This is a genomic window from Micromonospora sp. NPDC005206 (assembly GCF_040608175.1).
Taxonomy (GTDB): domain Bacteria; phylum Actinomycetota; class Actinomycetes; order Mycobacteriales; family Micromonosporaceae; genus Micromonospora.
Window position 1 is genome coordinate 201,286 of record NZ_JBEXHU010000005.1, and the last position, 23,233, is coordinate 224,518.

Annotated in this window: 25 protein-coding genes; 19 read left to right on the forward strand and 6 right to left on the reverse strand. The window is 70.9% G+C overall.

The genetic code is table 11. The features are described 5' to 3' along the window. The first annotated feature begins 50 nt into the window (after positions 1-50). From prmC to ABZU69_RS09085, 4 genes are all read left to right on the forward strand, one after another. Positions 51-998: a peptide chain release factor N(5)-glutamine methyltransferase gene (prmC, locus tag ABZU69_RS09070; protein ID WP_354963836.1), complete on the forward strand. Its 948-nt coding sequence runs from the start codon at positions 51-53 to the stop codon at positions 996-998. Next, the gene (locus ABZU69_RS09075; RefSeq protein WP_089021912.1) at positions 998-1,645 is read left to right on the forward strand and encodes an L-threonylcarbamoyladenylate synthase; all 648 of its coding nucleotides are present in this window, start codon (positions 998-1,000) and stop codon (positions 1,643-1,645) included. The genes prmC and ABZU69_RS09075 overlap by 1 nt, the downstream gene beginning before the upstream one ends. Next, positions 1,646-2,257, forward strand: coding sequence for a phosphotyrosine protein phosphatase (locus tag ABZU69_RS09080; protein ID WP_354963837.1), 612 nt, complete (start codon positions 1,646-1,648; stop codon positions 2,255-2,257). 106 nt (positions 2,258-2,363) lie between these two features. Beyond that, positions 2,364-4,478, forward strand: coding sequence for a transglycosylase domain-containing protein (locus ABZU69_RS09085; RefSeq protein WP_354963838.1), 2,115 nt, complete (start codon positions 2,364-2,366; stop codon positions 4,476-4,478). 24 nt (positions 4,479-4,502) lie between these two features. On the opposite strand, the gene ABZU69_RS09090 is transcribed toward ABZU69_RS09085, so the two are convergent. After that, complete coding sequence (locus tag ABZU69_RS09090) at positions 4,503-5,990, reverse strand: SDR family oxidoreductase (protein ID WP_354963839.1); 1,488 nt, start codon at positions 5,988-5,990, stop codon at positions 4,503-4,505. A 35-nt stretch (positions 5,991-6,025) separates the two neighbouring features. Between ABZU69_RS09090 and glyA the strand changes: the two genes are divergently transcribed. From glyA to ABZU69_RS09155, 13 genes are all read left to right on the forward strand, one after another. After that, positions 6,026-7,315 (forward strand): serine hydroxymethyltransferase, encoded by a 1,290-nt coding sequence (gene glyA / locus ABZU69_RS09095; protein ID WP_354963840.1) that lies wholly within the window; start codon positions 6,026-6,028, stop codon positions 7,313-7,315. Continuing rightward, positions 7,308-7,733, forward strand: coding sequence for a hypothetical protein (locus tag ABZU69_RS09100; protein WP_354963841.1), 426 nt, complete (start codon positions 7,308-7,310; stop codon positions 7,731-7,733). Before glyA ends, ABZU69_RS09100 begins: the two co-directional genes overlap by 8 nt. 189 nt (positions 7,734-7,922) lie before the next feature. Further along, entirely contained in the window at positions 7,923-8,159 is a 237-nt protein-coding gene (locus tag ABZU69_RS09105) for an AtpZ/AtpI family protein (RefSeq protein WP_091405894.1), read from the forward strand. Between the two features lie 11 nt (positions 8,160-8,170). After that, positions 8,171-8,968, forward strand: a complete 798-nt coding sequence (atpB, locus tag ABZU69_RS09110; protein WP_354963842.1) for a F0F1 ATP synthase subunit A — start codon at positions 8,171-8,173, stop codon at positions 8,966-8,968. A gap of 63 nt (positions 8,969-9,031) precedes the next feature. Next, complete coding sequence (locus ABZU69_RS09115; RefSeq protein ID WP_354963843.1) at positions 9,032-9,262, forward strand: ATP synthase F0 subunit C; 231 nt, start codon at positions 9,032-9,034, stop codon at positions 9,260-9,262. 26 nt (positions 9,263-9,288) lie between these two features. Beyond that, positions 9,289-9,828 carry a F0F1 ATP synthase subunit B gene (locus ABZU69_RS09120; protein WP_354963844.1) on the forward strand — a complete coding sequence of 180 codons (540 nt, stop codon included), beginning with the start codon at positions 9,289-9,291 and terminating at the stop codon, positions 9,826-9,828. Next, positions 9,828-10,649 (forward strand): F0F1 ATP synthase subunit delta, encoded by an 822-nt coding sequence (locus ABZU69_RS09125; protein ID WP_354963845.1) that lies wholly within the window; start codon positions 9,828-9,830, stop codon positions 10,647-10,649. Before ABZU69_RS09120 ends, ABZU69_RS09125 begins: the two co-directional genes overlap by 1 nt. A 117-nt stretch (positions 10,650-10,766) precedes the next feature. After that, a complete protein-coding gene (gene atpA, locus ABZU69_RS09130) occupies positions 10,767-12,419 on the forward strand; it encodes a F0F1 ATP synthase subunit alpha (protein WP_354963846.1) in 1,653 nt (550 codons plus the stop codon). Positions 12,420-12,423: 4 nt separating this feature from the next. Continuing rightward, entirely contained in the window at positions 12,424-13,353 is a 930-nt protein-coding gene (locus tag ABZU69_RS09135) for a F0F1 ATP synthase subunit gamma (protein WP_354963847.1), read from the forward strand. Then, the gene (gene atpD, locus ABZU69_RS09140) at positions 13,353-14,789 is read left to right on the forward strand and encodes a F0F1 ATP synthase subunit beta (RefSeq protein WP_354963848.1); all 1,437 of its coding nucleotides are present in this window, start codon (positions 13,353-13,355) and stop codon (positions 14,787-14,789) included. Before ABZU69_RS09135 ends, atpD begins: the two co-directional genes overlap by 1 nt. Before the next feature lie 219 nt (positions 14,790-15,008). Then, complete coding sequence (locus ABZU69_RS09145) at positions 15,009-16,151, forward strand: LCP family protein (RefSeq protein WP_354963849.1); 1,143 nt, start codon at positions 15,009-15,011, stop codon at positions 16,149-16,151. Positions 16,152-16,240: 89 nt separating this feature from the next. Continuing rightward, positions 16,241-16,522: a F0F1 ATP synthase subunit epsilon gene (locus ABZU69_RS09150; protein WP_354963850.1), complete on the forward strand. Its 282-nt coding sequence runs from the start codon at positions 16,241-16,243 to the stop codon at positions 16,520-16,522. 12 nt (positions 16,523-16,534) lie between these two features. Beyond that, positions 16,535-16,990 (forward strand): DUF2550 domain-containing protein, encoded by a 456-nt coding sequence (locus ABZU69_RS09155; protein ID WP_354963851.1) that lies wholly within the window; start codon positions 16,535-16,537, stop codon positions 16,988-16,990. Positions 16,991-17,118: 128 nt separating this feature from the next. Here the strand turns inward: ABZU69_RS09155 and ABZU69_RS09160 are convergent, their stop codons facing one another. Together ABZU69_RS09160 and ABZU69_RS09165 are read right to left on the reverse strand one after the other, a co-directional pair. Further along, positions 17,119-17,493, reverse strand: a complete 375-nt coding sequence (locus ABZU69_RS09160; RefSeq protein ID WP_354963852.1) for a VOC family protein — start codon at positions 17,491-17,493, stop codon at positions 17,119-17,121. A 26-nt stretch (positions 17,494-17,519) separates the two neighbouring features. After that, positions 17,520-18,092 carry a cob(I)yrinic acid a,c-diamide adenosyltransferase gene (locus tag ABZU69_RS09165; RefSeq protein WP_210909719.1) on the reverse strand — a complete coding sequence of 191 codons (573 nt, stop codon included), beginning with the start codon at positions 18,090-18,092 and terminating at the stop codon, positions 17,520-17,522. Here ABZU69_RS09165 and murA point away from each other — a divergent pair. Both murA and ABZU69_RS09175 read left to right on the forward strand, forming a co-directional pair. Then, positions 18,091-19,533: a UDP-N-acetylglucosamine 1-carboxyvinyltransferase gene (murA, locus tag ABZU69_RS09170; protein ID WP_354963853.1), complete on the forward strand. Its 1,443-nt coding sequence runs from the start codon at positions 18,091-18,093 to the stop codon at positions 19,531-19,533. The two genes, ABZU69_RS09165 and murA, sit on opposite strands and share 2 nt — an antisense overlap. A gap of 110 nt (positions 19,534-19,643) precedes the next feature. Beyond that, entirely contained in the window at positions 19,644-20,492 is an 849-nt protein-coding gene (locus ABZU69_RS09175) for a 3-hydroxyacyl-CoA dehydrogenase family protein (RefSeq protein WP_354963854.1), read from the forward strand. Positions 20,493-20,669: 177 nt separating this feature from the next. Here the strand turns inward: ABZU69_RS09175 and ABZU69_RS09180 are convergent, their stop codons facing one another. The 3 genes from ABZU69_RS09180 to ABZU69_RS09190 form a co-directional block, all read right to left on the reverse strand. Next, positions 20,670-21,374, reverse strand: coding sequence for an alpha/beta hydrolase-fold protein (locus tag ABZU69_RS09180; protein ID WP_354963855.1), 705 nt, complete (start codon positions 21,372-21,374; stop codon positions 20,670-20,672). A gap of 84 nt (positions 21,375-21,458) precedes the next feature. Then, positions 21,459-22,304, reverse strand: coding sequence for an ABC transporter permease (locus tag ABZU69_RS09185; RefSeq protein ID WP_354963856.1), 846 nt, complete (start codon positions 22,302-22,304; stop codon positions 21,459-21,461). Next, positions 22,301-23,152, reverse strand: a complete 852-nt coding sequence (locus tag ABZU69_RS09190; protein ID WP_354963857.1) for an ABC transporter ATP-binding protein — start codon at positions 23,150-23,152, stop codon at positions 22,301-22,303. Before ABZU69_RS09190 ends, ABZU69_RS09185 begins: the two co-directional genes overlap by 4 nt. Positions 23,153-23,233: the final 81 nt, after the last annotated feature.

Sequence of the window (23,233 nt, forward strand, 5' to 3'; positions counted from 1 at the left end):
CCTCGACGCACCCGTTCGTGGCGTCGCCTGCGACGCTTCATGATTATCGCGTGACTACTCTGCCGCAACACCCCCCCGAAGGGACAGGCCGGCTCCGTCCGTCCGCCGCGGTGGCCCGGGCGGCCCGGTTGCTCGCCGCCGCCGGGGTGGGCCCGGCACGGGTGGAGGCCGAGCTGCTGGCGGCGTACGTGCTGGGGGTGCCCCGGGGTCGGCTGGCGCTCGCCGACGACCTGACCGACGAGCATCGGGCCCGGCTCGACGAGTTGGTGCGCCGCCGCGCCGCCCGGGAGCCGTTGCAGCACCTGACCGGTCGCGCCGGGTTCCGGCACCTGGAGCTGGCGGTCGGCCCGGGCGTCTTCGTGCCCCGGCCGGAGACCGAGCTGCTGGCCGGCTGGGGCCTCGAACAGGGCCAGCGCCGGCCCGACCCGCTGGTGGTGGACCTGTGCAGCGGTTCCGGTGCGATCGCGCTGGCGGTCGCTCAGGAGCTGCCGGGGGCGCGGGTGGTGGCGGTGGAGCGGTCCCCGGCGGCGCTGGCCTGGCTGCGCCGCAACGCGGCGGAGCGCGCCGAGGCGGGGGACCGCCCGATCGAGGTGGTCGAGGCCGATGTCACCGCGCCGGACCTGCTGGCCGACCTGGTCGGCCGGGTGGACGTGCTGCTCTGCAACCCCCCGTACGTGCCGGTCGAGGTGGTGGTGCCGCCGGAGGTGGCCGGGCACGACCCGGCGGAGGCGGTCTTCGGCGGCGTGGACGGTCTGGCGGTGATCCGGCCGGTGATCATCCGGGCGGCGGCGCTGCTGCGCGCGGGCGGCGTGATCGGGGTCGAGCACGACGACACGCACGGTTCGGCGGTGCCCGAGCTGCTCGCCGCGGACGGCCGGTTTACCGCGATCACGGAGCATCCGGACCTCACCGGCCGTCCTCGCTACGCCACCGCATCCCGACGGGCGGACGGCCGGCACGCCCCGGGCGGGACGGCGTGGCAGACTGACTCCTCGTGATGCTCTACGACTGCCGGTCGCCCGCCGATCGGGACCGCGGCATCGCTGCGGCCATCGAGGCGGTCAAGAACGGCGAGCTGGTCGTCCTGCCGACGGACACCGTCTACGGCATCGGCGCGGACGCGTTCACCCCGTACGCGGTCAAGGCGCTGCTGGATGCGAAGGGCCGGGGGCGGCAGATGCCGCCACCGGTGCTGATCGGCTCGCGGCAGACCCTGGACGGGTTGGTCTTCTCGCTGCCCAGCGCCGCGCGGGACCTGGTGGAGGCGTTCTGGCCGGGTGCGTTGACGATCGTTGTCGAGCACTCACCGAGCCTGCAGTGGGATCTCGGCGACAAGTCGGGCACGGTGGCGGTGCGGATGCCGCTGCACCCGGTGGCGCTGGAGGTGCTGCGCGAGACCGGCCCGATGGCGGTCTCCTCGGCGAACAAGACCGGCCAGCCGGCCGCGGTCACCGCGGAGGAGGCGCGCGACCAGCTCAGCTACTCCGTGCGGGCGTACCTGGAGGCCGGGCCCTGCCCGGACCCGGTGCCCAGCACGATCGTGGACCTGACCGGTGAGGTGCCGCAGCTGCTGCGGGCCGGCGCGATCCCGCTGGAGAAGCTGCGCGACGTGGTGCCGGATCTCGTCGACGGCCGGGGGGTCTGAGTGCCCCCGTTCACCGTGCTGCACGTCTGCATGGGCAACATCTGCCGCTCGCCGATGGCCGAGCGGCTGGTGGCCCTGGCGGTGCGGGAGCGGTTGGCGCGGCGCGAGCAGGATCCGGCCCGGGCCGAGGAGCTGCTGCACAGCCACAGCGCCGGCACGGGCGGTTGGCACGCCGGCGAGGAGATGAACCCGCCGGCGGCCCGGCAGGTCGTCGGCCGGGGCGGGGACGTCGAGGGTTTCGCGGCGCGCAAGCTGCGCTCGGAGCACATCGACGCCGCCGACCTGGTCCTGACCGCGACCGCGGATCAGCAGGAGTACGTGGTGGCGCTTCGTCCGGACGCGGCGGCCCGCACCTTCGTGCTGGGTGAGTTCGGCCGCCTGCTGGCCGCGGTGGACGCCGCCGCGCTGCCGTCGGCCGAGGCGACCCCGGAGGCGGTGTACGCCCGGGGCGTGGCTCTGGTGGCGGCGGCTCACGACGCCCGGTTGGGCGCCTCGCTGCTGCCGAGCGACGATCTCGACGACCCGTGGGGTCGCGGCGACCAGTGCTTCAGCCGGGTGGCCGACGAGATCGAGGAGACGGTCCACCCGCTGGCCGCCGCGCTGCTTCCCTGAGCGGCGTGCGAGTTTCCTCCGGGTTTGGGGAAAACCCGGGGCGAAAGGGGCGTTCCGGGTCATTCTGAACGGGTCCTAGCGTGACCGGCTCCTGCGGGGAGAGCTGATGATCCGGGCCCATCTCGACAAACTGCTGACCGTGGTGATCGCCGGTGTGCTGGCCGGCCTGGTGCTGGCAGCGGCCGCCCTGCCGGTGGCCCTGGTCTTCGGGATCGGCTTCAGCGCACTGTCCACGCCCTACTCGGAGCTGCCGAACACGCTGCGCACGCCACCCACCGCCCAGCGCTCCAACCTGTACGCCAACGACGGCACCACCCTGATCACCTCCTTCTACCAGGAGGACCGGGTGGACGTGCCGCTGCAGGAGGTCGCGCCGGTGATGCGCCAGGCCATCGTGGCCGCCGAGGACGTCCGGTTCTTCCAGCACAGCGGGGTGGACCTGCGCGGTGTGGTGCGCGCGTTCACCGTGAACAAGCGCGACGGTCAGACCCGACAGGGCGCCTCCACGCTGACCATGCAGTACGTCCGCAACGTCCTCAGCAGCGATCCCCGGCTGACCGAGAGCCAGCGCAGGGCGGCCACCGAGGTCACCACCGCCCGCAAGATCCAGGAAATGCGGTACGCGCTGGCGCTGGAGCGGGAGCTGAGCAAGGACGAGATCCTCACCCGCTACCTCAACATCGCCTATTTCGGCGCCGGGGCGTACGGCATCGCGGCGGCCAGCAAGCGCTACTTCTCCCGGTCCCCGGCCGAGCTGACAGTGGCGCAGGCCGCGCTGCTGGCCGGGCTGGTCCAGTCACCGGACAGCGACGACCCGATCAACGGCGACGCCGACAGCGCCCTGCGCCGGCGGGCGTACGTGCTGAACCAGTTGGTGGAGTCGAGCCACGTGTCGGCGGACGCGGCGGCGGCGGCGCGGGACGAGCCGCTGGACCTGCGGCCCAGCGAGACCCCGAACGACTGCGCGGCCGTGCCGGACGGGCACAACGACTGGGGATTCTTCTGCGACTGGTTCACCCGCTGGTGGAGCGACCAGTCGGCGTTCGGGTCGACCGCCGACGAGCGGCAGCGCACACTGCGCCGGGGTGGGTTCTCCATCGTCTCCTCGCTCGACCCGGCGGTGCAGCGGGCCACCACCGAGCAGGTGCTGCGGATCTACCAGCCGACCGAGGCCCGGGCGGTGCCGACCGCGGTGGTGCAACCCGGCACCGGTCGGGTGCTGGCGATGGCGGTGAACCGCAGCTACAGCGTGGCGGACAACCCGGCCGGGCAGAAGAACCACCCGAACACGGTGAATCAGCTGGTGGCCGGCGGCGGGGCGATCGAGGGGTACCAGGGCGGGTCGACGTTCAAGCTCTTCACCATGCTGGCCGCGCTGGAGTCCGGGCTGCCGCTGTCGACCGAGTTCACCGCCCCGACCCGGCTGGTCACGAAGTTCCCGGTGACCGGGGAGGCGAGCTGTGACGGCCGCTGGTGTCCGGTGAACGCCACCCCCTCGTCGATGGACGGCCCGCGCACCATGTGGACCGCGTTCGGGCGTTCGGTGAACACGTACTTCGCCTGGCTCACCGAGCGGGTCGGCGCCGACCGGGTGGTGGAGATGGCCGAGCGGCTCGGCATCGTGCTGCGCGCCGACTCGGACGCCCGGCTGGCCCGGTACGGGGCGAAGAACTGGGGCCCGTTCACCCTGGGCGTGGCCGCGACGACCCCGCTCGACCTGGCCACGGCGTACGCCACGGTGGCGGCCGAGGGGACCTGGTGCGCCCCGCTGCCGGTGGTCTCGATCAGCGACTCGGCCGGCCACCCGGTCGACGCCGCGAAACCGGACTGCCGGCAGGTGCTCGACCCCGATGTGGCCCGGGCGGCCGCCGACGCGGCCCGCTGCCCGGTCGGCGACCAGTCGATGTACGGGCGTTGCGACGGCGCCACGGCACCCGGGCTGCGGTCCGGCCTCGGCCGCCCGGTCGCCGGCAAGACCGGCAGCTCGGAGCGGTACGAGACGGAGACGGTGGTGGCGTTCACGCCGCAGCTCGCGGTGGCCTCGATGGCGGCGAACCCGGACGACCCCCGCGACGCGGTGGGTGAGGCGGTGCAGGCCCGGATGGTGGACGCGGTCGGCAAGGTGCTCACCTTCGCCCTGCGCGACCAGCCGGTGCGGGATTTCGTCCCGCCGAGTGAGCGGGTGGCCTTCCAGGTCACCGGCGCCCGTACGGGCAACTGAGTCGCGCGGTTCCGGTCGGCGGGGTCAGCCGGTGTGCGGGGCGGGACGGTCGGGGGCCTGCTCGGCGCCGCGGGCGATGTTGCGGGCCATCCCGCCGAAGACCATCGCGTGGAACGGGGCCACCGACCCCCAGTAGGCGTGCCCGGCCAGCCCGCGCGGCAGGAAGACCGCGCGTTGCTGGTAGCGGCTGCGGCCGTTGTCGGCGGGCAGCACCCGCATCTCCAGCCAGGCCCGGCCGGGCAGCCGCATCTCGGCGCGCAGCCGCAGCAGTTCGCCCGGGACGATCTCCTCCACCCGCCAGAAGTCCAGGGCCTCACCGACCTGAAGGCGGTGCGGGTCGCGCCGGCCCCGGCGCAGCCCGACGCCACCGATCAGTCGGTCCAGCCAGCCGCGGATCGACCAGGCGAGCGGGAACGAGTACCAGCCGTGCTCGCCGCCGACACCTTCGATGACCCGCCAGAGCTCCGCCGGCGGCGCATCCACCGTCCGTTCCCGGAGGTCGGTGTAGGCGGTGCCGCCGGACCAGTCCGGGTCGGAGGGCAGTGGCTCGGCCGGGGCGTCCGGCCCGCTCGCGGTCGACCAGCGGGTCTCCACCTGGGCGTCGCGCACCCTGGCCAGCGCCAGCGCCACCGCCTGGTCGAAGCCGGTCAACCCGCCCGGGGGGTCGGGGACGTATCGGGCGATGTCGTGTTCGTGCGCGATCGCCTCGTGGACCAGGCTCTCCACCAGCGGGCGGGCGATGGCGTTCGGCACCGGGGTGACCAGGCCGACCCAGTGCGACGAGAGCGACGGGGTCAGCGGGCGGACCGGCACGATGACCCGCCGGCGCAGGCCGGCCACCCGGGCGTAGCGCTGCATCATGTCGCGGAAGCTGAGCACGTCCGGCCCGCCGATGTCGAAGCCGCGGTTGACCTCCGGCGGCAGCGTGGTGCAGCCGGCCAGGTAGCGCAGCACGTCGCGGACCGCGATCGGCTGGATCCGGTTGCTCACCCAGCGCGGGGTGACCATGGCGGGCAGCCGCTCGGTCAGGTAGCGCAGCATCTCGAACGACGCCGAGCCGGAGCCGATGATCACCGCGGCGCGGAGCACCGCCGTGGGCACGCCGCTGGCCAGCAGGATCCGGCCCACCTCGGCCCGGGACCGCAGGTGCGGCGAGGGGACCTCCTCGTCGGGCGCCGGCTCCGGGCCGCCCAGGTAGACGATCCGGCGTACGCCGGCAGCGCGGGCCGCCTCCGCGAAGTTCGTCGCCGCCGTCCGGTCGGCCGCCTCGAAGTCGGCTCGGCCCAGCGAGTGCACCAGGAAGTAGGCGACGTCCACGTCGGCGAACGCGGCGGGCAGTGTCTCCGGCCTGCTCAGGTCTCCCTCGACGATCTCGGCCGCCGAGGCCCAGGGCACGTCGCGCAGCCGCACGGCCTTGCGGGCCAGGCAGCGCACGGTGTGCCCTTCGTTGAGCAGCAGGGGCACCAGCCGCCCGCCGATGTATCCGGTGGCTCCGGTGACGAGGCATCGCACGGCTTCCAGTGTGCGGCCCCCTAGACTCGTTCGCTGTGGAGACCGAGACGAGCACCTTCTGGGGGCCGGATTTCGCGCAGCTCAGGGCAACCGATCCGGAGATCGCCGGGGTGGTCCTCGGCGAGCTGGACCGGTTGCGGGGCGGCCTGCAGCTCATCGCCAGCGAGAACCTGACCTCGCCGGCGGTGCTGGCCGCGCTCGGTTCGACGCTGACCAACAAGTACGCCGAGGGCTACCCGGGCCGGCGCTACTACGGCGGCTGCGCCGAGGTGGACCGGGCCGAGGAGATCGGCATCGCCCGGGCGAAGGAGCTCTTCGGGGCCGAGCACGCCAACCTCCAGCCGCACTCCGGGGCGAGCGCCAACCTGGCCGCGTACGCCGCGCTGGTGCAGCCGGGGGACACGGTGCTGGCGATGGACCTGCCGCACGGCGGGCACCTGACCCACGGCAGCCGGGTGAACTTCTCCGGGAAGTGGTTCGCCACGGTGGGGTACACCGTCCGTCCGGACACCGAGCTGATCGACTACGACGAGGTGCGGGACCTGGCCCGGGCGCACCGGCCCAAGATGATCATCTGCGGCGCCACCGCGTACCCCCGGCTGATCGACTTCGTCCGGTTCCGGGAGATCGCCGACGAGGTCGGCGCGTACCTGATGGTGGACGCGGCGCACTTCATCGGCCTGGTCGCCGGCCGGGCGATCCCGTCCCCGGTGCCGTACGCCGATGTCGTCTGCGCCACCACCCACAAGGTGCTGCGCGGCCCGCGCGGCGGCATGATCCTCTGCCGCGAGTCGCTGGCGCAGCGGATCGACAAGGCGGTCTTCCCGTTCACCCAGGGCGGCCCGCTGATGCACGCGGTCGCGGCCAAGGCGGTCGCGCTGCGCGAGGCCGCCCAGCCCGAATTCCAGACGTACGCCGGTCAGGTGATCAGCAACGCACAGGCGCTCGCCGCCGGGCTGGCCGCCGAGGGCATGCGCCCGGTGTCCGGGGGCACCGACACCCACCTCGCCCTGATCGACCTGCGGGAGCTGGGCGTGACCGGCACCGAGGCCGAGGCGCGCTGCGACGCCGCGTCGATCACCCTGAACAAGAACGCGATCCCGTACGACCCGCAGCCGCCGATGGTGGCCTCCGGCATCCGGGTGGGCACGCCCAGCGTCACCACCCAGGGTATGCGGGAGGGGGAGCTGCGCCAGGTGGCCGCCCTGATCGCGCGGGCGGTACGCGCCGATCCCGGGGCACCGGGCGGCACAGACGAGCTGTCCCGGGTCGGTGCCGAAGTGGCCGAGCTGGTCGCCGCGTTTCCGGCGTACCCCCGTGGCTGAGCCCGAGGTTGTCGCGGCCGACACCAACCGGCGCTGGCGGCTGCGGCACCTGCCGGTGCTCCTGGCCGCGTCGGTGGCGCTGGCCGCGGTCGCCGCGGTGGTCGCTGGCGCGACCGGCGGCATGACGGCCGCGCTCGGCGCGGCGGCCGGGGTCGGTGTCACGGTGCTCAGCTACACCCTCACCACCGTGGTGCTGGCCTGGGCCGACGAGATCAACCCGCAGCTGGTGCTGCCCCTCGGGCTGGGCCTGTACGCGCTGAAGTTCACCCTGCTGGGTGTGGTGCTGGTGGCCGTGGCGTCGGCCGATTGGCCCGGGTTGATCCCGCTCTGCTTCGGCATCGTCGCCGGGGTGGCAGTGTGGACAGCGGTGCACCTCTGGTGGCTGACCACGGTGCACGCCCGCCGGCCGCGGGGCTGACCTGGCCGTCGGCCGGTCGTCCCACCCAGCGGACGCGCCACAATGTGTCGGCCTCCGGTCATTTTCCGACGGGCGGAAGGGGAGTAGCGTGCCCACAGACGACGCGGCCCCCGAGATGCCCACACAACGACGGTTGTGCGGGGGGTGAGGCACAGCCTCGTCTTCCCGGCTGATATCGTTCGCCCCGTCATGGCTGGTGACCAAACCCCCCGTCCCGCCGGTGAACCGGACGACTATCCGTCCGGCGCCGGTCAGGGTTGGACCGCGCTCAGCTACCTCATCGGAGGCATGCTCGTGTGGGGTTTCATCGGCTGGCTGGTCGACCAGTGGCTCGACACCGGTGGCGTCGCCACCGGGATCGGCGTCGTGCTCGGCGTGACCGGGGGGATCATCCTCGTCGTCCGCCGGCTCGGCACGCCTACTTAGGAAGGGACACGGTGCTCGGACAGGCGAACGTTCTGGCAGCAGGCCAGGCGGCATTCCCACCCAGTGTGGACGACTTCTACCTGCCCGCCATCGTGCCCTGGGGTGTGGAAAACGCTCCTTGGTTCACCAAGTTCACGGCGATGATCTGGATCGCGGTCGGCGTCCTGATCATCTTCTTCCTGGCGACCTACCGGAAGCCGCAGCTGGTGCCGACCAAGAAGCAGTGGTTCGCCGAGTCGATCTACGGCTTCGTCCGGAACAACATTGCGGTCGACATGATCGGGCACCAGGGCGTGCGGTTCGCGCCGTACTTCACCACGCTGTTCTGCTTCGTGCTGCTGGCGAACGCGTTCGCGATCATCCCGTTCTTCCAGATCTCGCCGAACTCGCACATCGCCTTCCCGGCGATCCTCGCGGTGCTCAGCTACGTGCTGTTCAACTACATCGGCATCCGGCACCACGGCTTCGTCAAATACTTCAAGCACGCCCTGATCCCGCCGGCACCGTGGTACATCCTGCCGCTGCTGATCCCGATCGAGGCGTTCTCGACCTTCATCATCCGGCCGTTCTCGTTGGCCGTCCGTCTCTTCGCGAACATGTTCGCCGGCCACATGCTCCTGCTGGTCTTCACGCTCGGCGGCTTCGCGATGCTCAATGCCAACGCCTGGCTGGCACCGATCTCGGTGGTGTCCTGGGTGATGACCGTGGCGCTGACCCTTCTCGAGGCGCTGGTCATCGTCCTGCAGGCCTACGTCTTCACCGTGCTGAGCGCCAGCTACATCCAGGGCGCGCTCGCCGAAGCGCACTGATCCACGCACCAACCGTTGTCGTCCCGCGTGAGAGTCACGCGTGATAACCAGGAGGAACCACTAATGGACGTTATCGCCGCGGTAGAGGGCAGCACCGCCGCCATCGGCTACGGCCTCGCGGCCATCGGCCCGGGCATCGGCGTTGGCCTGGTGTTCGCCGCCTACATCCAGTCGACCGCCCGGCAGCCCGAGTCGTCCCGCATGACCCTGCCGTACGTCTGGATCGGCTTCGCCGTCATCGAGGCGCTGGCGCTGTTCGGCATCGCCTTCGGCTTCATCTGGGCCGGCAACTGATCCCGCCCTTAGACCGGGAGGTAACCATGTATTTCCTCGCCGCTGAGGGTGGTGAGTCGACCCACAACCCGATCATCCCGATTTGGCAGGAGATCGTGGTCGGCACGGTCGCCTTCGCCGTGCTCTGCTTCGTGCTGATGAAGTTCGTCTTCCCCCGCATGGAGCAGACGTTCCAGGCTCGGGTCGACGCGATCGAGGGCGGCATCAAGCGCGCCGAGGCCGCCCAGGCCGAGGCGAACCAGCTGCTCGAGCAGTACCGTGCCCAGCTCGCCGAGGCCCGCACCGACGCCGCGAAGATCCGCGACGACGCCCGGGCCGACGCCGAGGGGATCCGGCAGGACGTCCTCGCCAAGGCGCGGGAAGAGTCCGACCGGATCATCGCGGCCGGCAAGGACCAGCTCGCCGCCGAGCGGGCCACCATCGTGCGCGAGCTGCGCACCGAGGTCGGCACGATCGCGGTGGACCTGGCCAGCAAGATCGTCGGTGAGTCGCTGGCCGACGAGGCGCGGCGCAAGGGCACCGTCGACCGGTTCCTGAGCGGTCTCGAGAGCACGGGGGCCCGCTGATGCAGGCCGCCAGCCGGGAGTCGTACAAGGTCGCGGCCGAGCGCCTCGACGCGTACGTCCGCGGCGCGGAGCCGTCGGCGGTGGCCTCCACCGCTGACGCCGTCCTCTCCGTCGCCGCCCTGCTGCGGCGTGAGCCGCGGCTGCGCCGGGCGCTGTCCGAGCCGGCCCGCTCCGGCGAGGACCGGGGCGCTCTGCTCGGCAACATGCTGGGTGGTCGGATCGGCGCAGACGCGCTCGACCTGCTCGTGTCGCTGGTCTCCGGCCGCTGGTCGGCACCGTCGGAGTTGCTCGACGGCACCGAGCGGCTGGGCGTGGAGGCGCTGCTGGCCAGCGCCGACAAGGCCGGCGACCTGGGCGAGGTCGAGGACGAGCTGTTCCGCTTCGGCCAGGTCGTCACGGGTCAGTCGGCGCTGAGCAACGCGCTGGCCGACCCGGTCGCTCCAATCGAGAAGCGGGTCGCCCTGGCCCGTGATCTGCTCGCCGACAAGGCGCGCCCGGTCACCGTCCGCCTCGTCGAGGTGGCGTTGAGTGGGTTCGGTGGACGCTCCTTCATCGGGGCGCTCACCCGGCTGGTGGAGCTCGCCGCCGAGCGACGCGACCGGCAGGTGGCGTACGTGACCGTCGCGGCCCCGTTGAGTGACGAGGACGAGCGGCGGCTGGGTGCGAGCCTCACCGCGATATACGGTCGAGAGGTCTCCATCAAGCAGACGGTCGACCCCGACGTCCTGGGTGGCGTGAGCGTGCGGGTCGGCTCCGACCTGTACGACGGCACGATCCTGCGCCGCCTCAACGAGACCCGCAACGCGCTCGCGAAGCGCTGAGCGGCTCCGCCGCCCAGCGTTGCGGCGGCTTCGCCGCGCAGCGCCCGGAATGACAGACGCCATTCGGACCGGTCGGTACTAGGTATCCCGGGCCCCTGAATTTTAAGGAAGCAGAGGATGGCCGAGCTGACCATCTCGACGGAGGAGATCCGCGGCGCCCTTGAGCGCTACGTCTCCTCCTACTCGACCGACGTCTCCCGCGAGGAGGTCGGCACCGTCGCCGACACCGGTGACGGCATCGCCCACGTCGAGGGCCTGCCCTCGACCAAGACCAACGAGCTGCTGGAGTTCGAGGACGGCACGCTCGGCGTGGCGCTGAACCTCGACGTCCGGGAAATCGGTGTCGTCGTTCTCGGTGACGCCGCCAAGCTCGCGGAGGGGCAGCGCGTCAAGCGCACCGACCGGGTGCTCTCCGTGCCGGTCGGCGACGCCTTCCTCGGCCGCGTGGTCAACGCGCTCGGCCAGCCGATCGACGGCCTCGGCGACATCGCCGACGAGGGCTACCGCGAGCTGGAGCTGCAGGCTCCGAACGTGATGTCCCGGCAGTCGGTGTTCGAGCCGCTGCAGACCGGCATCAAGGCGATCGACGCGATGACGCCGATCGGCCGGGGCCAGCGGCAGCTGATCATCGGTGACCGGAAGACCGGCAAGACCACGGTCGCCCTGGACGCCATCCTCAACCAGCGGGACAACTGGCGCACCGGCGACCCGAAGAAGCAGGTCCGCTGCATCTACGTCGCCATCGGCCAGAAGGCCTCCACGATCGCCTCCATCAAGGGCCAGCTGGAGGAGGCGGGCGCGATGGAGTACACCACCATCGTCGCCTCCCCGGCGTCCGACCCGGCCGGCTTCAAGTACATCGCCCCGTACACCGGCTCGTCCATCGGGCAGCACTGGATGTACGGCGGCAAGCACGTCCTGATCGTCTTCGACGACCTGAGCAAGCAGGCCGAGGCGTACCGGGCCGTGTCGCTGCTGCTGCGCCGCCCGCCGGGCCGCGAGGCGTACCCGGGTGACGTCTTCTACCTGCACTCCCGCCTGCTGGAGCGCTGCGCGAAGCTCTCCGACGAGCTGGGTGGCGGCTCGATGACCGGTCTGCCGATCATCGAGACGAAGGCCAACGACATCTCGGCCTTCATCCCGACCAACGTCATCTCGATCACCGACGGCCAGATCTTCCTGGAGACCGACCTGTTCAACCAGGGCGTCCGTCCGGCGATCAACGTCGGGACCTCGGTCTCCCGGGTCGGTGGCGCCGCGCAGGTGAAGCCGATGCGTAAGGTTGCCGGTTCGCTGCGCCTCAACCTGGCCCAGTACCGCGAGCTGGAGGCGTTCGCCGCCTTCGCCTCCGACCTGGACAAGGCCTCCCGGGCCCAGCTGGACCGCGGTGTCCGGCTGGTCGAGCTGCTCAAGCAGCCGAACTACTCGCCGTACCCGGTGCAGGAAGAGGTCGTCACGGTCTGGGCCGGCACAGAGGGCAAGCTGGACGACATCCCGGTGGGTGAGATCCGGCGCTTCGAGTCCGAGTTCCTGCAGTACCTGCGGCACAAGCACGCGGGTGTGCTGGCCGGGATCGCCGACAACCAGTGGAGCGACGAGATCATCGGCTCCCTGGACAACGCGATCAGCGAGTTCAAGCAGGTCTTCCTTGGCAAGGCCGACGAGCGTCGGGTCAACGACGCGCCGGCCGCGCCGCTGGAGGGCGACGAGAACCGCGAGACGGTGACCCGCTTCCGCGACAGCGCGACCGACCGCCCGGCCGAGAGCTGATCCCATGGCGGCCCAGGTACGCGTTCTTCGTCAACGGATCCGCTCGGCGAAGTCGATGAAGAAGATCACCAAGGCGATGGAGCTCGTGGCGACGAGCCGGATCGCCAAGGCCCAGGCCCGGGTGCAGGCGTCCCTGCCGTACGCCCAGGCCATCACCGGCGTGCTCACGGCGCTGGCGTCCAACGCGCGGATCGACCACCCGCTGCTCACCCCGCGCGAGCGGGTGCGGCGGGCGGGCGTCCTGCTGGTCACCAGCGACCGTGGCCTGGCCGGCGGCTACAGCGCCAGCGCGATCAAGACGGCGGAGTCGCTCATCGCGCGGCTCCGGGCGGACGGCAAGGAGCCGGTGCTCTACGTCATCGGGCGTAAGGGCGTCGGGTTCTACCGGTTCCGCAACCGGCCGATCGAGGCGAACTGGACGGGGTTCAGCGAGCAGCCGTCGTTCGAGGACGCCCGCACGGTGGGTGAGACGCTGATCAAGGCGTTCACGGCCGGTGCGGACGACGTCGACGGCGGTGCCGGTGCGGACGGGGTGCTCGGCGTCGACGAGCTGCACATCGTCTACACCGAGTTCCACTCGCTGATGACGCAGACTCCGGTCGCCAAGATCATCGGTCCGATGCAGGTGGAGGACCGGCCGCGCTCCGAGGGGCTGCTGCCGGCGTACGAGTTCGAGCCGGAGGCGGAGGCGCTGCTCGACGCGCTCCTGCCGAGGTACATCAACACGCGGATCTACGCGGCGTTGATCGAGTCGGCGGCGAGTGAGTCGGCGGCACGGCGGCGGGCGATGAAGAGCGCCACCGACAACGCCGAAGAGATGATCGAGAAGTACACGCGTGAGATGAACTCGGCTCGCCAGGCCGGGATCACCCAGGAGATCAGCGAGATCGTCGGCGGCGCCAACGCGCTGGCCGCGTCGGGAAGTGAAGTGTGATGACTGCACCAGTAGAGACCAAGACGGCCACGGGTCGCGTGGTCCGGGTCATCGGCCCGGTCGTCGACGCCGAGTTCCCGCGCGACGCCATGCCGGCCCTGTTCAACGCCCTGAACGTTGACGTGAACCTGTCCGGCGGTGAGAAGACGCTGACCCTGGAGGTCGCCCAGCACCTGGGTGACAACCTGGTCCGTGCCATCTCGATGCAGCCGACGGACGGCCTGGTCCGCGGCGCGGAGGTGCGTGACCGCGGCAAGCCGATCACCGTGCCGGTGGGCGACGCGGTCAAGGGCCACGTGTTCAACGCGATCGGCGAGGTGCTCAACCTCACCGAGGGCGAGACCCTGACCCCGGACGACCACTGGGGTATCCACCGCAAGGCCCCGGCCTTCGCGGACCTGGAGCCGAAGACCGAGATGCTGGAGACCGGCATCAAGGTCATCGACCTGCTCGCCCCGTACGTCAAGGGCGGCAAGATCGGCCTGTTCGGCGGCGCGGGTGTGGGCAAGACGGTGCTCATCCAGGAGATGATCACCCGTGTGGCCCGCAACTTCGGTGGTACCTCGGTCTTCGCCGGCGTGGGTGAGCGCACCCGTGAGGGCAACGACCTCATCGCCGAGATGACCGAGTCCGGTGTCATCGAGAAGACCGCGCTGGTCTACGGCCAGATGGACGAGCCGCCGGGCACCCGGCTGCGGGTGGCGCTCTCCGCGCTGACCATGGCCGAGTACTTCCGCGACGTCAAGAAGCAGGAGGTGCTGCTCTTCATCGACAACATCTTCCGCTTCACCCAGGCCGGCTCGGAGGTCTCCACCCTGCTCGGCCGTATGCCGAGCGCGGTGGGCTACCAGCCGACCCTGGCCGACGAGATGGGCGAGCTCCAGGAGCGGATCACCTCCGTCCGGGGCCAGGCCATCACCTCCATGCAGGCGATCTACGTGCCGGCGGACGACTACACCGACCCCGCCCCGGCCACCACGTTCGCCCACCTGGACGCGACCACCAACCTGGAGCGGTCGATCTCCGACAAGGGCATCTACCCGGCCGTGGACCCGCTGGCGTCCTCGTCCCGGATCCTCGCCCCGGAGTTCGTCGGCGCCGAGCATTTCCAGGTCGCCACCGAGGTGAAGCGGATCCTGCAGCGCTACAAGGACCTGCAGGACATCATCGCCATCCTCGGCATCGAGGAGCTCTCCGAGGAAGACAAGATCACCGTGGCCCGGGCCCGGCGGATCGAGCGCTTCCTGTCGCAGAACACCTACGCTGCGGAGCAGTTCACCGGCGTGGCGGGCTCGACGGTCCCGATCAAGGAGACCATCGAGGCGTTCCGCAAGATCAGCGAGGGCGAGTACGACCACTTCCCCGAGCAGGCGTTCTTCATGTGCGGCGGTCTCGAGGACCTGGAGCGCAAGGCTGAGGAGCTGATGAAGGGCTGACAGCCCGATCAGATCTGTAACAAAAAGACTGCCCCGGCCATGCCGGGGCAGTCTTTTGTTCATTTTCACGCCTTATCATCGCCGCGGTCCGTTACTCGTGGTCGTCGGTTCCGTACCACCCGAGATACGGTCGGTCGGCGCTCACGTGAACGAGCGTTGATCTTTGCAACCTTTCGGCTACGTGCGCCCGTCTCCTCTTCGTGGGCGTAACGAACGGAGATGCTCGTGGGTAAGGCCGTCAAGAGTGGCCGTAAGCCGTCCATCTGGCGGGGCGTGCCGCGCTGGGCCAGGGTCTGCACGGTGTTCGGCACCGTGCTGACCATGCTCAGCGGGGCGGTGCTGGTCGGCACCGAGGTGCTGATGGCCCGCTACGAGGGCGCGGTCGGCAAGGCCGACCTCTTCGGCGACCAGGCGGCCGGTGCCCAGGCGAAGAAGACCGACATCAAGGGCCCGCTCAACATCCTGCTGGTCGGCATCGACCCGCGTACGCCGACAGCGGCGCCACTGGCCGACTCGATCATGGTGTTGCACGTGCCCGCGTCGATGGACCGGGCCTATCTGTTCTCGCTGCCGCGGGACCTCTACGTGCACATCCCCTCGTTCAAGAAGGCCGAGTTCGCCGGCGAGACCACGAAGATCAACGCCGCCATGTCGTTCGGCAGCCGGGTGCCGGGAGGGAACCCCGACGCGGCGCGGGGCTTCGAGCTGCTGGCCACCACTGTGCAGAACGTGACCGGCATCAAGCGGTTCGACGCGGGCGCGATCATCAACTTCACCGGCTTCCAGAAGATCGTCGACGCGATGGGCGGCGTCGACATGTACGTCGAGCGGGAAGTGCGCTCCGAGCACAAGCAGCCGGACGGCAAGCCGCGGCCGGGCAACACGCGCGGCGAGGGCTACGTCGGCCCGCAGGCGGTCTACGAGAAGGGCAACCAGCACCTCAGCGGGTGGCAGGCGCTGGACTACGTCCGGCAGCGCTACCCGAAGAACGGTGTCCCGGACTCTGACTACGGCCGGCAGCGTCACCAGCAGCAGTTCGTCAAGGCCATGGTCGGTCAGGCGTTCAGCGCCGACGTGGTGTCCAACCCGATCAAGCTGGACAAGGTGCTCCGCGCCGCGGGCCAGTCGCTGATCTTCAACGGCCGTGGCAACAGCGTGATCGACTTCGGGCTCGCCCTGAAGAGCATCCGCCCGAACACCATTCAGATGATCAAGCTCCCGGGTGGCGGGGTCTTCGACGGTAAGAAGTACAAGGGTGAGCAGTTCAAGCCCGGCGTGTCGGACTTCTTCACCGCCCTGCACAATGAACAACTGGACCCGTTCCTGCTGGAGCACCCGGAATTCCAGAACAAGACCAAGTAGCCGTGGCGCAGCTCTCCCCACCCGCCTTGGGGGCGGGTCAGCGTCAGGACTAGACTTTCGGCAACCCGCCGCCGCAGCAAGGAGACAGCGTGGCACAGCAGCTTCACGTCGAGCTCGTCGCCGTCGAGGAGAAGGTCTGGTCCGGTGACGCCGAGATGGTCGTCGCCCGGACGACCGAGGGTGAGCTCGGTGTCCTGCCGGGGCACGCGCCGCTGCTCGGCCAGCTCGCCGAGCCCGGCCAGGTGCGCATCAAGCTGGCTGGCGGTGAGCAGGTCTCCTACGACGTGGCCGGCGGCTTCCTCTCGGTGAGCGCCGACGGTGTCATCGTCCTGGCCGAGAGCGCGACCCCGGTCTCCGCGCAGAGCCACTGAGCCGTACCGGGGATGGAGATCGTCGAGGGAATCGGGATCGGCGTCGCCGTCATCCTCGGTGCGCTCCTCATCCTCTTCGTCCGGCGGGCCCTGGTCACCCGCAGCGGTGGCATCATCCGGCTCAGCGTCCGGGTCTCCACCATGCTCGACGGCCGCGGATGGTCGCCCGGCTTCGGCCGGTTCGCCGGTGACGAGCTGCGCTGGTACCGGATGTTCAGCTTCGCCCTGCGGCCCAAGCGGGTGCTCTCCCGCAAGGGGCTCGCGGTGGAGCGCCGCCGGTTGCCGGAGGGTCAGGAACGTCTCTCCATGCCGGCCGACTGGGTGATCCTCCGCTGTACCAGTCACCATGCACCGGTGGAGATCGCCATGGCGCGGTCTACAGTGACCGGTTTCCTCTCCTGGCTCGAGGCCGCCCCTCCGGGGGCGGTCTCGACGCGTATGGCCTCCCAAGATTGGCCCGCTGCCTAGTTCCCTCTCACCGTTGGGGGTTTCCGGGGAGCCCGCCCGGCTGCGGGCGGTCAGGCTTGATCCCTCCGCCGGGCGGGCTCCCCGGATACCCTGCCGGGGCACTGTGCGTCGTTCGGGCGCGCTATCTATCAACTGCCGTTACTGGTGGCGACTAGTTCTGCCTCGTAGCCGTGGTTGTCGGTGAGGTAGGCGGCGTAGGTGTCGGGGCCGCCGGCGTGCGGATGGCGGTCCGGGAAGAGCAGCGTCCAGCCGTACGCCGGGGCTGTCGTCACGAGCCGGTCCACGGCGGCCGGCGGGCCGGCGTGGAAGGCCAGGTGGTTCAGCCCCGGAGCCAGCCGATCGTGCCGGGGCCCGGAGAGCGCTGACGACTGCTCCAGCACGATGTAGGTGGGGCCGAGGCGCCACGAGCGGCCGGCCGGCCAGTCCTGGTGCAGCGACCAGCCCAGCTCGCCCAGGAGCCAGCCCCAGCTACGCGTGGCGGCCGCGAGATCGGGAACCCACACCTCGACGTGGTGCAGCCCGCCGACGCTCAGCGCTTACCGCCCGGCACCCATAGCACATCTCCCGCCGGATTTGCCGTTCTTGACAGGATAAAGAGCAGATCGGAGAGCCGGTTGAGATACTTTGCCGGGAGCGGGCTGGTCCGTTCCGGATCGTGGCTGACCAGCGCCCACGCTGCTCGTTCGGCACGCCGGGCGATGGTCCGCGCCACGTGCAGCAGCGCCGCGCCTGCGGTGCCGCCGGGGAGGATGAAGGAGTCGAGCTTGCTCAGGCGTGCGTTGTACTCGTCGCACCAGCCCTCGAGGCGCTCGACGTACTCCTCGGTCACTCGCAGCGGCGGATACTTCGGCTCCGGCTCCACCGGCGTGGACAGGTCGGCGCCCACGTCGAACAGGTCGTTCTGGATCGACGCCAGCACGGCCCGCAGTTCCTCGTCGAGCTGGCCCAGGGCGAGCGCGACGCCGATCGCCGCGTTGCACTCGTCGACATCCGCGTACGCGGCGATCCGTGGATCGGTCTTCGGCACCTGCTCGTTGTTGCTCAGCCTGGTCATGCCGGCGTCGCCGGCCTTGGTGTAGATGCGCGTGAGGTGGACGGCCATGACGCACAGCCTACGGATACCGGACCTGACGATCCCGGCGCGGCCGGACACCACCGCCGGCTGGCCGGCGGTGGTGGGCCCCGGGGACGCGGGCGATCCGGCGGTCAACGATGTCGACGTCATCCGGGTACGCGGTGACGCCCGGCTGGCCGGCACCGTGCACGTGGTGGGTGCCAAGAACTCGGCGTTGAAGTTGATGGCAGCCGCGCTGCTCGCTCCGGGCCGGAGCGTGATCACCAACGTCCCGCGGATCACCGACATCGCGATCATGGGGGAGGTGCTGCGCCGGCTGGGGTGCGACGTGCGGTTCGACGCGGACGACCCGGTGGATCCGATGGTCGCGCGGGGCGGGGTGGCCCGGTCGCGCTCGGTGACCATCGATGTACCCGAACAGCCGGGCGCCGACGCGGACTACGACCTGGTCCGCCGGCTGCGTGCGTCGATCTGCGTGCTCGGCCCGTTGCTGGCCCGCCGGGGGTACGTGCGGGTGGCTCACCCGGGCGGCGACGCGATCGGCTCGCGCGGGCTGGACATGCACGTCTCCGGGCTGACCCGGATGGGCGCGGACATCTCCGGTGAGCACGGCTTCGTCATCGCTACCGCACCGCACGGGCTCCGCGGCGCGGACATCGTGCTGGACTTCCCCAGTGTGGGCGCCACCGAGAACCTGGTGATGGCGGCGGTGCTGGCCCAGGGCACCACGACGATCGACAACGCGGCTCGGGAGCCGGAGATCGTTGACATCTGCACCATGCTCAACCAGATGGGCGCGCGGATCTCCGGCGCCGGAACGTCCACCCTGCGGATCACCGGCGTACCCGGGCTGCGCCCGGTGCGGCACGCCACCGTGGGGGACCGGATCGTGGCCGGCACCTGGGCCTTCGGCGCGGCGATGACCCGAGGCGACGTGACCGTGACCGGGCTCGACCCGGCCTTCCTGGAGGTCGCGCTGGACAAGGTGGTGGCGGCCGGCGGCCTGGTGGAGACCCGGGGAGACGGCTTCCGGGTGCGGATGGACGACCGGCCCCGCGCGGTCGACGTGGTGACGCTGCCGTACCCGGGCTTCGCCACCGACCTGCTGCCGATGGCGATCGGCCTGGCCGCGGTCAGTGACGGTGCCTCGTTGATCACCGAGAACATCTTCGACGGCCGGTTCATGTTCGCCAACGAGATGATGCGCCTCGGCGCGGACATCAAGACCGACGGCCACCACGCGGTGGTCCGGGGCCGGAGCCGACTCTCCGGAGCGCCGGTGCGGGCCACGGACATTCGCGCCGGGGCCGGCCTGATCATCGCCGGGCTCTGCGCGGACGGGGCCACCGAGGTCTCCCACGTGCACCACGTCGACCGGGGCTACCCGGACTTCGTGGCTGACCTGCGCGCGCTCGGAGTGGCTGTCGAGCGCGGGACGACGCCGGAGGAGCCGGAGCTGGAAATCTGACGCAGACCGGGTCCAGGGGGTTGTCGGGTCTCCCGACAGCCCCTTAGCCGTCGTTCAGGCTCGCCGACTAGGGTGCAGGCAGGCACTCAATCGCAGCGAGGGAGAAGCAGATGGCGGGTCGACTCGCGGTCGTCGGGGCCGGGCTGATGGGCTCCGGCATCGCCCAGGTGGCGGCGCAGGCGGGCTGGCAGGTGACGCTGCGCGACCTGGACGACGCGGCCACCAAGCGAGGGCTCGGCGGCATTCGGAAGTCGCTGGAGAAGTTCGCCGAGAAGGGCAAGATCGAGGCGTCGGACGTCGAGGCGACGCTCGCCCGGATCACCCCGACCACCGACTTGGAGGCGGCGGCGGACGCGGACATCGTGGTCGAGGCGGTCTTCGAGCGTCTGGAGATCAAGCACGAGGTGTTTCGCGCCCTGGACAAGATCTGCAAGGCCGACGCGGTGCTCGCCACCAACACCTCGGCCATCCCGGTGACCCAGATCGCCGCGGTCACCGAGCGGCCCGAGGCGGTCGTCGGCACCCACTTCTTCTCCCCGGTGCCGATGATGCAGCTCTGCGAGCTGGTCCGCGGCTACAAGACCAGCGACGCCACGCTGGCCACCGTCCGGGCCTTCGCCGAGGAGATCGGCAAGACGGTGGTGGTGGTCAACCGGGACATCGCCGGCTTCGTGACCACCCGCCTGATCTCCGCCCTGGTGGTGGAGGCGGTCAAGCTCGTCGAGTCCGGCGTGGTGTCGGCGGAGGACCTGGACACCGCCTGTCGGCTGGGCTTCGGGCACGCCATGGGCCCGCTGGCCACCACCGACCTGACCGGCGTGGATGTGCTGCTGCACGCCTCGAAGAACATCTACACCGACACGGCGGACGAGAAGTTCTTCCCACCGGAGCTGCTCCAGCGCATGGTCACCGCCGGCGACCTGGGCCGCAAGACCGGCAAGGGCTTCTACACGTACTGAGAACACGCAGCTACGGGCCCGCAGTGGCGATCACTCGCTACCGCGGGCCCGGGGCGGTGCTCATCCCGGACTGGAAGCCGGGTCGGGGTCTGCCAGCGCTGCCGCGACGAAGTCGAAGGCGTCTGGGATGACCCGACCCCAGTAGCCGAAGTCGTGTCGGCCGTCGGCGTACTCCACCTAGGCGGCCGGCTCTGGAAGAGCACGCTCCAGCGCTTGCACGTCGGCGAGGAAGTCGTCCTGCCGACCGCACCAGATGCCCAGCCGAGTGCCGCGCAGCCGATCGACGCTGGCGAAGACGGCGTCGCCAGGTGCGACGGCGGGGGAGAAGGCCGCCACCGCCCGGAGGAACCCCGGCCAGGTCCCGGCGAGCAACAGCGAGCCGAAGCCCCCCATCGACCAGCCCCAGGCCGCCAGTCGGGCGGAATCGAAGCCCCGCTCGGCGCACCAGGCCGGTAGTTCCTCGCGCACCATCCGTTGCGGGTCGTCCCGCCCGGACGGACGCCAGGAGAGTCGGTCGCCGGTTGCCCCAGCGAGCACGAACGGCGGAGCGCCCCGGCGTACCGCGTCGGTCAGGAAACGGCCCAGGCCGAGCCCGGGGAAGTCCCGCGCGGTGGTGGAAGCGCCGTGCAGCACGAGGCAGACCGGCAGTCCCCGCCCGTCGCCGTACCCGTCCGGGACGGCCGTGTAGAAGTCGACCGTGCGGCCCCGCGCGGCGGACGGGCGGCTGGTGAGCCGTTCGTCGCCGGCCGGTGCCTTCGGAGGCACCGGCCGTGCCGGCGCGGGCCGGATCAGGTCGCGCGCCGTCCAGCCGATGCCGACGGCCAGTGCACCCGCCCCCGCCCCCGCGAGCAGGAGACCACGCCGGGTCGGTCGAGCCGCCATGGTCCGAGTGTCGCAGCCCTTGGCGGAACCCGGTGTCCCGTCGTGCGGTCGAAAAAAGCCGACGGGGAACTGTCTGCTTACCGGTCAGCCGTCGCGCTTGGTCGTCCAGCCGAAGGTGGTCAGGCAGAGCACCAGGCCGATCACGCACCACAGGGCCAGCACCAGCGCGACGCGGCCCAGCTCGAACGAGCCCCCGGGCTCCTGCGCGCCGAAGCTCGACGGCAGGAAGACCGCCCGTAGCCCCTGGCACATCCACTTGAGCGGGAACAGCGCGGCCACCTGCTGCATCCAGGTGGGCAGGTCGGTGAAGACGAAGAACACTCCGGAGATGAACTGGAGCACCAGGGCGACCGGGGTGACCACCGCCGAGCCGCTGCGCGCGGTGCGGGCCAGCGACGAGATGGCGATCCCGCAGAGCGTGCAGGCGGTCACCCCGAGCACGGAGACCCAACCGAAGGTGAACCACTTCCCGGCGGTACCCGGCAGGTCGAGGTCGAACAGCGCCACCGCGACCGCCAGCAGCAGCGCGGTCTCGGCGATGCCGATCGCCACCACCATGATCACCTTGCCGGCGAACCAGACCCACTTCGGCATCGGCGTGCCCCGGTAGCGCTTGAGCACGCCCCGGTCCCGCTCGATCGGGATCCAGATGCCGAGGTTCTGGAAGCTCACCGTCATCAGGCCGGTCGCGATCATGCCGGTGATGAAGTACTGGGTGAACTTGACCCCGCCGCCGATCGTGCCGCCGAAGATCGACGCGAAGATCAGGATCATGATGATAGGGAAGCCCATCGTGAAGACCACGGACTCCCGGCTGCGCAGGAACTGGGTGATCTCCAGCCGGCCCTGCCGCAGGGCCAGCGCGCCCGCGCCCGGCCGGCGGCCCGGGGTCGCGGCGACCGGCGTCGCCGGCTTCGTCGTGGTCGTCATCGCGCGTGTCCGATCATCGTGAGGTAGACGTCCTCCAGGGTCGGCCGGGTCACGGTGAGCCCGGGGACCTCGCCGCCGTAGCGCGCGGCCAGCTCGGCCACCAGGGCCGTCGGCGTCGCGCTCGGCGCGCGCTCCAGCGTCCCGTCCGGGGTACGCCAGGAGACCGTCGCCAGCGCCTCCTGCCGGTTGCCCAGCTGGTTCGGTGCGGCGACCTCCACGAGCCGGCCGCCGGCGATCACACCCACCCGGTCGGCCAGCGCCTCCGCTTCGTCCAGGTAGTGGGTGGTCAGCACGATGGTGGTGCCGGCCGCCGCGAGGTCGCGGATCAGTTCCCAGAACTCGCGGCGGGCCTCCGGGTCGAAGCCGGTGGTCGGCTCGTCGAGGAAGAGCAGCTCGGGGCGGCCGATGATGCCCAGCGCCACGTCGAGGCGGCGCTTCTGCCCACCCGAGAGGGTGTGCGTACGGGCCTTCGCCTTGCCGGCCAGCCCGACCCGCTCGATCACCTTGTCCGGGTCGTCGGCGTCCGGGTAGAAGCCGGAGAAGTGCCGGATCACCTCGGCCACGGTCAGCTCGTCGAACTCGCCGGTGCCCTGGAGCACGATGCCGACCCGGGACCGCCAGCCGGCGTCCGGGTGGGCGGGGTCGGCCCCGAGCACGGCGACCTCGCCGGCGTCCCGGCGTCGGTAGCCCTCCAGGATCTCCACGGTCGTGGTCTTGCCGGCGCCGTTCGGGCCGAGCAGGGCGAACACCTCGCCGCGGTGGACGTCGAGGTCCACGCCCGCCACGGCCACGTTGTCGCCGTACGCCTTGCGCAGCCCCCGGACGGAGATGGCCAGCTCGTCATCCATGGTGTCCAGTGTGCGTCCTGACCGGGGTGGCGTGGCGCCCGGGGTGTGGCGGTCCGGGACACTCCGGGCGCTTCGCACCCG